Raw genomic sequence first — 8722 nt, forward strand, 5'->3', positions numbered from 1 at the left:
TCAGTCAACCTTGCTGTTGGATACGTGCACCAGCTTCTTTAGCACATTTCGCGCCGCACCGCTGTCGATGGAATGGGCCGCCATGCTGATGCCGGTTTTCAGGTCGGCGGTGGCGCCAGCGACAACCAGTCCGGCACCCGCATTGAACAGGGTGATATCGCGATAGGCACCATGCGCGCCGTCAAGGACGGAGAGCAGCGAGACCGCGTTTTCTTCCGCCGTGCCGCCCTTGAGATCCTGGGGATCGACAAGGCGCAGGCCAAAGGCTTCGGGTTCGATCTCGAAGGTGCGGATCGCACCGTTTTCAAGGGCAGCGACTTTGGTGACGCCCGCCGTGGTGATCTCGTCGAGACCATCGCCATGCACGACCCATACGGATTCCGAACCGAGGTTCTTCAATACCTGCGCGATGGGTTCAACCCATTCGGGCGCATAGACGCCGACGAGCTGGCGGGTAACGCCTGCAGGATTGGTCAATGGTCCCAGCAGATTGAAGATGGTGCGGGTGCCAAGTTCGACCCGGGCGGGGCCGACATGCTTCATCGCCGGATGGTGCGACGGCGCGAACATGAAGCCGATACCGGCTTCCTCGATGCAGGTGGAGATCAGATCCGGACCGATTTCGATGTTGATGCCGAGCGCCGCCAGCGTATCGGCGGCGCCAGAGCGCGAGGAGAGGGCACGGTTGCCGTGCTTGGCAACCGGCACGCCGGCGCCAGCCGCCACAAAGGCGGCGCAGGTTGAAACGTTGTAGGAACCCGACTGGTCCCCGCCGGTGCCGACGATATCGATGGCGCCGGGCACGGCCTTCACGGGAAGCATTTTCGAGCGCATGGCCGAGACCGCTCCGGCAATCTCGTCAACCTGCTCGCCGCGCACCCGCAGGGCCATGAGCAGGGCGCCGATCTGCGCCGGGGTTGCCTGTCCCGACATCATGATGTCGAAGGCTTCCACGGCTTCCTCGCGGGAAAGCGCTTTTCCCGCTGCCGCAATGCCGATGAAACGTTTCAGTTCAGCCATTCCTGGGTCTCACTGCAATCACTGGCGGGCAAGCGCCTGATTAATAACGGTCTTGTTGATGGTGACGGGATAGACGGTCTGCAACTGCATGACCAGCTGATCGAGCAGATCGTCGGACAGGCGGGACGTGAAGGTGTCCTTCTCCGCCTTGGTCAGCGAGTCCGGTCCCACATTCAACGGTTCGATCGATTCCGTCACCTTGAAGATCAGCTTCGACTGGTCCGCCGCCGATTCCGTAACACCGACCAGACCGTTGGGCCCGTCGAACACCGAGGCAACGCCGCCGACACCGAGGTCGGTATCCTTTGACTGGCGCGTGATGCCGCGTTTGGTTTCCTTGGTGAACTTGAATTCCGCCGCGATGTCGTCCAGCGATGTGCCGGATGCAACGCGCTTGCGCACTTCCTCGGCCTTTTCGTTGAGGCGCTTTTCAAGTTCGGCCGTCCGCCAGTTGTCCGTGACCCGCGCCTTCACTTCGTCGAGCGTACGGTCGCGTGCCGGTGTGATGCCGGTGACATCGTACCAGAGGAAACTGTTCGGACCGATATTGAGCGGCTCATTGTCAAAACCCTGATCGGCAAGGAAGGCGGCAGCCAGAAGATTTTCACCGAACGGAATACCAGGAATCTCCTTGTCGTCCGGTCCGCGACCCGACTGGTCGACGGCATCAATGGTGACCACCTTGAGGTTCTGTTTGGCGGCGGCATCGGCCATGGTCGCGCCGTCGGCCCGGGCATTCTCATAGGCGTCATGCACGGACATGACAGACGATGCGGCGAGGGAAAGCGCGATCGTCTCGCGAATATCCTTCTCCACCTCGGAAAGCGGCTTGATGACTTGCGGTGCGGCGGCAGTCACCCGCACGATGACCGGGCCAAACGCGCCGGTGATCACATCGCTGACATTTCCGGCCTGAAGCTTGAAGATCGCATCGGCAATGGTCTGGTCGGGCAGGGCGTTGCGCTGGAACGTACCAAGACGCACGTCATTCATTGTCTTGCCTTCGGCCTTCACTTCATCATCGAATGAGGTGCCTGCAGCCAGACGGTCGTGGGCAGCCTTGGCTGCATCGGCATTGGCAAAGGTCAGCTGTTCGATGGTGCGGGTTTCCGGCGAGGTATAGCGGGCAATGTTCTTGTCATATTCCGCCTTGATCTCCTCGGGCGAAACCGACGCCTGGTCGGCAATGTCCTTGGGTTCAAGCTTGACGTAGGTGATCTTGCGATACTGCGGCGCGGCGTAGGCTTCCTTGTTCGCGTCGAAATAGGTCTTCAGGTCCGCATCGCTGGGGGCGGGAATGTCGGTGATGAAGGATTTCGGCATCGAGACGTAATCGATGGTGCGGGATTCGCCTTTATAGGTCGCGACCGCCTTCAGCAGCGTATCGGGCACCGTGATGCCGTCGGCGACGGCTTCGACGATCTGCCGGCGGCGGGCGATCTTGCTGCGGCTGTCGAGATAGCCTTGCGGGGTCATGCCGGCATTGCGCAGCACCAGATCAAACTGGCCGGGATTGAAACGGCCGTCAGGTCCCTGAAACGCCGGATCTTCGGCGGCCAGCTGCGCCAGGCGATCCTTGGACAGGCCAAGCGACATCTTCCGCGCTTCCTCGTCGAGCACGACGCCGGCGACAAGCTGCGCCTGCACCTGGTTGCTGACGCCAATGGCATCGGCCTGTTCACGGGTGAAACGCTGGCCAAAACGCTGCTGCAGGGCGGCAAGCTGACGGTCATAGGCCAGACGATATTCGACCGGTGAGACTTTCGAGCTTCCGGCGCTGATCGCCGAACCATTGCCGACGGCGCTGAGAATGGTATTGGAAACGCCCCAGCCAACAAAACTGACGCCAAGAAGAGCAAGAAGCAGCTTGGCTACCCAGGTCTGGGCCACGTCGCGCAAGGAATCGAGCATAGAAAGTCACCGTAACAGTATGAGGCTCAAATTGAATTGCTTAGGGGAATAGCGTCATGAAGGGCTTGTGTCGATTGCTTTATCAAGTGAATTTGCTAGTCAGACAATCAAATGACCGAGAAATCATCAAATCTATCGTCTTGAGGAACGCCGAATGACCCCTGATGTCCGTCCACTCGTCGCTGGTAACTGGAAAATGAACGGGACGGGAGAGTCTCTGGATGAACTGCGCATTATCGTCAACCGGCCGAATTCGGCCATTGGCGAGAAGATTGACGCATTGATCTGTGTGCCGGCCACGCTGGTTTTCCGGGCAGCCCAGTCCGTCGAAGGCGAGGCGCTTGCCATTGGCGGCGAGGATTGCCATGCGAAAAGGTCCGGCGCGCATACGGGCGATATCTCCGCCGACATGTTGAAGGATGCCGGCGCATCGCATGTCATTGTCGGACATTCCGAGCGGCGCACGGATCACGGCGAGACCGATGCAATGGTCAATGCCAAGGCCGTCGCCGCATGGGATGCGGGATTGGTCGCGATCATCTGCATCGGCGAGACCGAAGCACAGCGCAAGGCCGGAGCGACGCTCGATATCATTGCAACGCAGCTCGCCGGTTCCATCCCCGATGGAGCCACCGCTGCCAATACGGTTATCGCCTACGAGCCCGTATGGGCGATCGGGACCGGATTGACGCCGACCGCCGGGGATGTCCGTGAGGTTCACGCGTCGATCCGTGCGGCGCTGACCGCGCGTTTTGGTGCGGAAGGCGCGCGGCAGCGCATTCTCTATGGCGGTTCGGTAAAGCCCTCCAATGCGGTCGAGCTTCTGGGCATCGCGAACGTCGATGGCGCACTTGTTGGCGGCGCGAGCTTGAAAGCCGTGGACTTCCTGGCCATCTGTGAGGCGTACCATTCGCTCTGACGAGCATCAAAAGCGCCGAATTGCCGAGAAAACTGTCCGCTGACGGGCTTGGTTTATTAAGAGATACGGTGTAAAGAGCCGCGTCCGACACCTAGAAAGCAGAAAATACCCCATGCAAACCGTCGTCATCGTCATTCATCTTCTGATTGTACTTGCCCTCGTTGGAGTTGTGCTCATGCAGCGCTCTGAAGGTGGCGGTCTTGGGATCGGTGGCGGCTCGGGTTTCATGAGCGCACGCGGCGCTGCCAACGTGCTTACGCGGGCAACGGCGATTCTTGCGACGGGCTTTTTCATCACGTCCCTGGCGCTCGGCATCATGTCGCGCTACGCCGAAAGCCCGACGGATATTCTCAACCGTATCCCGGCAACGACGGGTGGACAGCCCGCAACCGGCGGACAGCCGGCATCGGGCGGCATTCTCAATCAGCTTCCGGGTGCTGCGACCACGACGCCGCCGGCGTCTGACGCTTCGGCACCGGCCGCACCAGCGGCTCCGGCACCGGCCGAATCAACAGCGCCTGCGCCTGCTGCGCCGGCACAGCCTGCAAACCCTGTTCCCAATTCGCAGTAACCGCCGCTGAAACTGATTCTTTGCGGATGCGCAGCAAATGTGTTGCGCTTCCGCAACCCTTGGCGGTGAAGAATCAGTCTGGGCTGTTCTTCACGGTGATTTGCATTGAGTGGAAAACAGTCTTCAGATATCGCCATAGTCAGGTTTGGCCTTGGGGGCCTGGCAAGTGCCGCTGATGGCGCGTGCATATTATCCGGGAACTAACACTATGATTTCACGTCGCTCTCTGCTCATCGGAATTTCTGTTCTGGCCATGTCCGGATCGGCATTCGCTCAGTCCACCGTCAATACGGCCGCAACGCCTGCCGATGCGGCAAAGGTTGACACGACGCCAACCGCTTCCACGGCAAAACCAGCCAAGGTTTCGCAGGCCCGCAAGCCCGCCCGTGCAACGGCGGCGGCGGCCAAGCGCAACTATTCGCTTGATCCCAAATATCTGCCGCAGGACGTTTCCTTCACCGGTTACAAGACCGGCACCATCGTCATCGATCCGAAGCAGAAGTTCCTTTATCTGGTTGAGTCCTCCACGACCGCACGCCGCTATGGCATTGCCGTCGGCAAGGAAGGTCTTGAATTCAAGGGTACCGCCGAAATCCGCACCAAGCGCGAATGGCCCCGTTGGATCCCGACCAAGGAAATGATCGAGCGCGAACCAAATCATTACGCCAAGTATGAGAACGGCATGGACGGTGGTCCAGGCAATCCGCTCGGCGCGCGCGCTCTCTACCTTTCGCAGGGCAACAAGGATACCTATATCCGTATTCACGGTACCGTGCAGCCCTGGACCATCGGCAGCTCCGCTTCGAACGGTTGTTTCCGCATGGTCAATGACCACGTGATCGATCTTTACAACCGCGTTACTGTTGGCACGGAAGTGGTTGTACTGTAAGAACTATTCGTCGCTGAATTGAAACGGCCAGACCTAACGTCTGGCCGTTTTGCTTGTTTGAAAAAGATATTGGCACGGGAAAAACGGCTTTCATGCCGATTTTTTTGTGGCCAAATCACTCACAAAGGACTAACGAGATAAGCCCATGGCCCGATATGTTTTCATCACTGGTGGCGTGGTTTCTTCCCTCGGAAAAGGCATCGCCGCAGCTGCTTTGGCAGCCCTCCTTCAGGCTCGTGGATACCGTGTACGGATTCGCAAGCTTGATCCTTATCTCAACGTCGACCCCGGCACGATGTCGCCGTATCAGCACGGCGAGGTCTTTGTGACCGACGATGGCGCTGAAACTGACCTCGATCTTGGTCATTACGAGCGCTTTACGGGGCGTCCTGCCAACAAGCAGGACAATATCACCACCGGACGCATCTACCGCAACATCATCGAGAAGGAACGCAGGGGTGACTACCTCGGCGCGACCGTTCAGGTGATTCCGCACGTCACCGATGAGATCAAGAATTTCATCGTCGACGGCAATGAGGATTACGATTTCGTGCTGTGCGAAATCGGCGGTACGGTCGGCGATATCGAAGCGATGCCGTTTCTCGAGGCGATCCGCCAGCTCGGCAACGACCTGCCGCGCGGCAGCGCTGTCTATATCCACCTGACCCTGATGCCCTATATCCCCGCAGCGGGTGAACTGAAGACCAAGCCGACCCAGCACTCCGTCAAGGAACTGCGCTCGATCGGTATCGCACCGGATATTCTGCTGATTCGTGCGGATCGCGAGATTCCGGAATCGGAACGCCGCAAGCTGTCGCTGTTCTGCAATGTCCGCTCGTCCGCGGTCATCCAGGCGCTCGACGTCGATACGATCTATGACGTTCCGATGGCCTATCACAGGGAAGGCCTTGATTCGGAAGTTCTGGCGGCATTCGGGATCGATCCTGCACCAAAGCCCCGCATGGAGCGTTGGGACGAGGTCAGCAAGCGTATCCACAATCCGGAAGGCGAGGTCACGATTGCCGTCGTCGGCAAGTACACCGGCCTCAAGGATGCCTACAAATCGCTGATCGAAGCCCTGCACCATGGCGGCATGGCCAACAAGGTGAAGGTCAATCTCGACTGGATCGAATCGGAAATCTTCGAACAGGAAGATCCGACGCCCTATCTGCAGAAGGTACACGGCATTCTGGTGCCGGGCGGCTTCGGCGAGCGCGGCTCGGAAGGCAAGATTCTGGCGGCAAAATTTGCCCGCGAGAAGAAGGTCCCGTATTTCGGTATCTGCTTCGGCATGCAGATGGCGGTCATCGAGGCCGCTCGTTCGCTGGCCGGCGTCGAGAAGGCATCGTCCAGCGAATTCGGCCCGACGAATGAACCGGTCGTCGGTCTCATGACCGAGTGGCTCAAGGGCAACATGCTGGAGAAGCGCACGCAGGCTGGCGATCTCGGCGGCACCATGCGTCTGGGCGCCTACGAAGCCATGCTCAAATCCGGCACGCGGATTGCCGACATCTACGGCTCGACCGATATATTCGAGCGGCATCGCCACCGTTACGAGGTGAACATCGATTACAAGGACCGTCTGGAAGATTGCGGTCTGGTGTTTTCGGGGATGTCGCCGGATGGTGTTCTGCCGGAAACCATCGAATATGCCGATCATCCATGGTTCATCGGCGTCCAGTACCATCCGGAACTGAAGTCGCGGCCATTCGAACCGCATCCGCTGTTCGCCTCGTTCATCCGGGCGGCCATGGACCAGAGCCGGCTCGTTTGAAACAATATGGGGTGTGGCTTGAATTGCAGTCCGCATTGAGGCACACCCTTTTCCCATGACCATAGCAACTCCGCGCACGCCCCGACCTGTTGATCATCTGGTTCTGCCGACGGTGGACCTCGATACGGCGCGCCAGCGTCTGGAAGCGCTCGGCTTTACCGTTGCGCCTGTCGGCATTCATCCTTTTGGTACTGAAAACGCCTGTGTGTTCTTCAGTGACGACACGTTTCTGGAACCATTGGCCATTGCCCAGCGCGAGACCTGTGAAACCGAGGCGCGCAACGGCAATGTCTTCGTCGCCCGCGATCAGGCCTACCGTTTCCGCCAGGGCCAGGACGGTTTTTCCGCCCTGGTCATGGGAACGCAGGATGCCGGCGCCGATCACGATGCCTTTGTAAAATCCGGTATATCGGCCGGTCGGATGCTGGAATTTTCGCGTGGCTTCAAAACACCGGATGGTGCGGAAGGCGTGGCGGGGTTCCGTCTTGCCTTTGCCGCGGACCTGCGGGCTCCCGATGCCTTCTTCTTTACCTGCCAGCGTGTCAATCCGCCGAAAGTGGATCGCACGGCCCTGCAGACTCACAGGAATGGTGCGGTCGGCTTGCGTGAGATCGTACTGTCGGAAGTCAATCCGACGGATTTCCAGTATCCGTTGCAGGAACTGGTCAACCAGCGCGACGTCAATGCCCATTCCTTCGGCATGGATATCCGTGCTGCCAATGCCAACATCACCGTGCTGACGCCTGCCGGCCTTCGATCCTTTCTCGGTCTGGATGCGCCGGAAAACGAGCGGGGTTTGCGCTTGCAGGCCTTTGTTGTCGGTGTTCGCGATCTGGCTGCGGTTGAAACACTGCTCGCCAACAACAATATCTCCACCGAAAAGCGCGGCTCCCGCCTGATTGTGCATAGGGCACCGGGACAGGGCGCTGCCATTGTATTTGAGGCTGCCTGATGTCCCTGAATTCCACTGTCTCCGCCGGCCCGGTTGCCTTTTCCAATACCGCGCAGTTTTCGCTGATTGCCGGGCCTTGCCAGATGGAAAGCCGCCAGCATGCCTTCGACATGGCGGGCGCGCTGAAGGAGCTGACGGGCAAGCTCGGCATCGGACTGGTCTACAAGTCGAGCTTCGACAAGGCCAACCGGACGTCGCTGACCGGCAAGCGCGGCTTCGGCCTTGAAAATTCGCTGCCGGTTTTCGCCGATATCCGCAAGGAGTTCGGACTGCCGACGCTGACCGACGTTCACACGGAAGAGCAGTGCGCGGTTCTGGGCGAAGTCGTCGATGTGCTGCAGATCCCGGCGTTTCTCTGCCGCCAGACGGATCTGCTGATCGCTGCTGCCAGGACCGGCAAGGTGGTCAACATCAAGAAGGGCCAGTTCCTTGCACCCTGGGATATGAAGAACGTCATTGCCAAGGTCACCGAAAGCGGCAACCCGAATGTGATGGTGACCGAGCGCGGCGCATCCTTCGGCTACAACACGCTGGTATCGGACATGCGTTCGCTGCCGATCATGGCGGGCTTCGGCGCGCCGGTGATTTTCGATGCGACTCATTCGGTGCAGCAGCCGGGCGGGCAGGGCGGTTCCACCGGCGGGCGGCGCGGGGTTTTCGAGACGCCGGCGCGGGGCGCCGGTGGC

At 59.7% G+C, this 8722-nt stretch carries 8 protein-coding genes; 6 read left to right on the forward strand and 2 right to left on the reverse strand.

What is annotated here, in order from left to right; genetic code table 11:
• Complete coding sequence (gene trpD / locus RDL77_RS20605; protein WP_288194525.1) at nucleotides 1–1020, reverse strand: anthranilate phosphoribosyltransferase; 1020 nt, start codon at nucleotides 1018–1020, stop codon at nucleotides 1–3.
• 18 nt (nucleotides 1021–1038) lie between these two features.
• Nucleotides 1039–2931 carry a SurA N-terminal domain-containing protein gene (locus tag RDL77_RS20610; RefSeq protein ID WP_288194526.1) on the reverse strand — a complete coding sequence of 631 codons (1893 nt, stop codon included), beginning with the start codon at nucleotides 2929–2931 and terminating at the stop codon, nucleotides 1039–1041.
• A 154-nt stretch (nucleotides 2932–3085) separates the two neighbouring features.
• Between RDL77_RS20610 and tpiA the strand changes: the two genes are divergently transcribed.
• From tpiA to kdsA, 6 genes are all read left to right on the forward strand, one after another.
• Nucleotides 3086–3850 (forward strand): triose-phosphate isomerase, encoded by a 765-nt coding sequence (tpiA, locus tag RDL77_RS20615; protein ID WP_288194527.1) that lies wholly within the window; start codon nucleotides 3086–3088, stop codon nucleotides 3848–3850.
• 112 nt (nucleotides 3851–3962) lie between these two features.
• A complete protein-coding gene (gene secG / locus RDL77_RS20620) occupies nucleotides 3963–4421 on the forward strand; it encodes a preprotein translocase subunit SecG (RefSeq protein ID WP_288194528.1) in 459 nt (152 codons plus the stop codon).
• Between the two features lie 208 nt (nucleotides 4422–4629).
• Entirely contained in the window at nucleotides 4630–5310 is a 681-nt protein-coding gene (locus RDL77_RS20625) for a L,D-transpeptidase (RefSeq protein WP_223615007.1), read from the forward strand.
• 145 nt (nucleotides 5311–5455) lie between these two features.
• Nucleotides 5456–7084: a CTP synthase gene (locus tag RDL77_RS20630; RefSeq protein WP_223615006.1), complete on the forward strand. Its 1629-nt coding sequence runs from the start codon at nucleotides 5456–5458 to the stop codon at nucleotides 7082–7084.
• 55 nt (nucleotides 7085–7139) lie between these two features.
• Nucleotides 7140–8036 carry a VOC family protein gene (locus RDL77_RS20635; RefSeq protein WP_288194529.1) on the forward strand — a complete coding sequence of 299 codons (897 nt, stop codon included), beginning with the start codon at nucleotides 7140–7142 and terminating at the stop codon, nucleotides 8034–8036.
• Nucleotides 8033–8722: 3-deoxy-8-phosphooctulonate synthase (gene kdsA, locus RDL77_RS20640; RefSeq protein ID WP_288194530.1), on the forward strand; the 690-nt coding region annotated here is incomplete at its 3' end. The genes RDL77_RS20635 and kdsA, both read left to right, overlap by 4 nt.

Source organism: uncultured Phyllobacterium sp. (assembly GCF_902479695.1).
Taxonomy (GTDB): Bacteria; Pseudomonadota; Alphaproteobacteria; order Rhizobiales; family Rhizobiaceae; genus Phyllobacterium; species Phyllobacterium calauticae.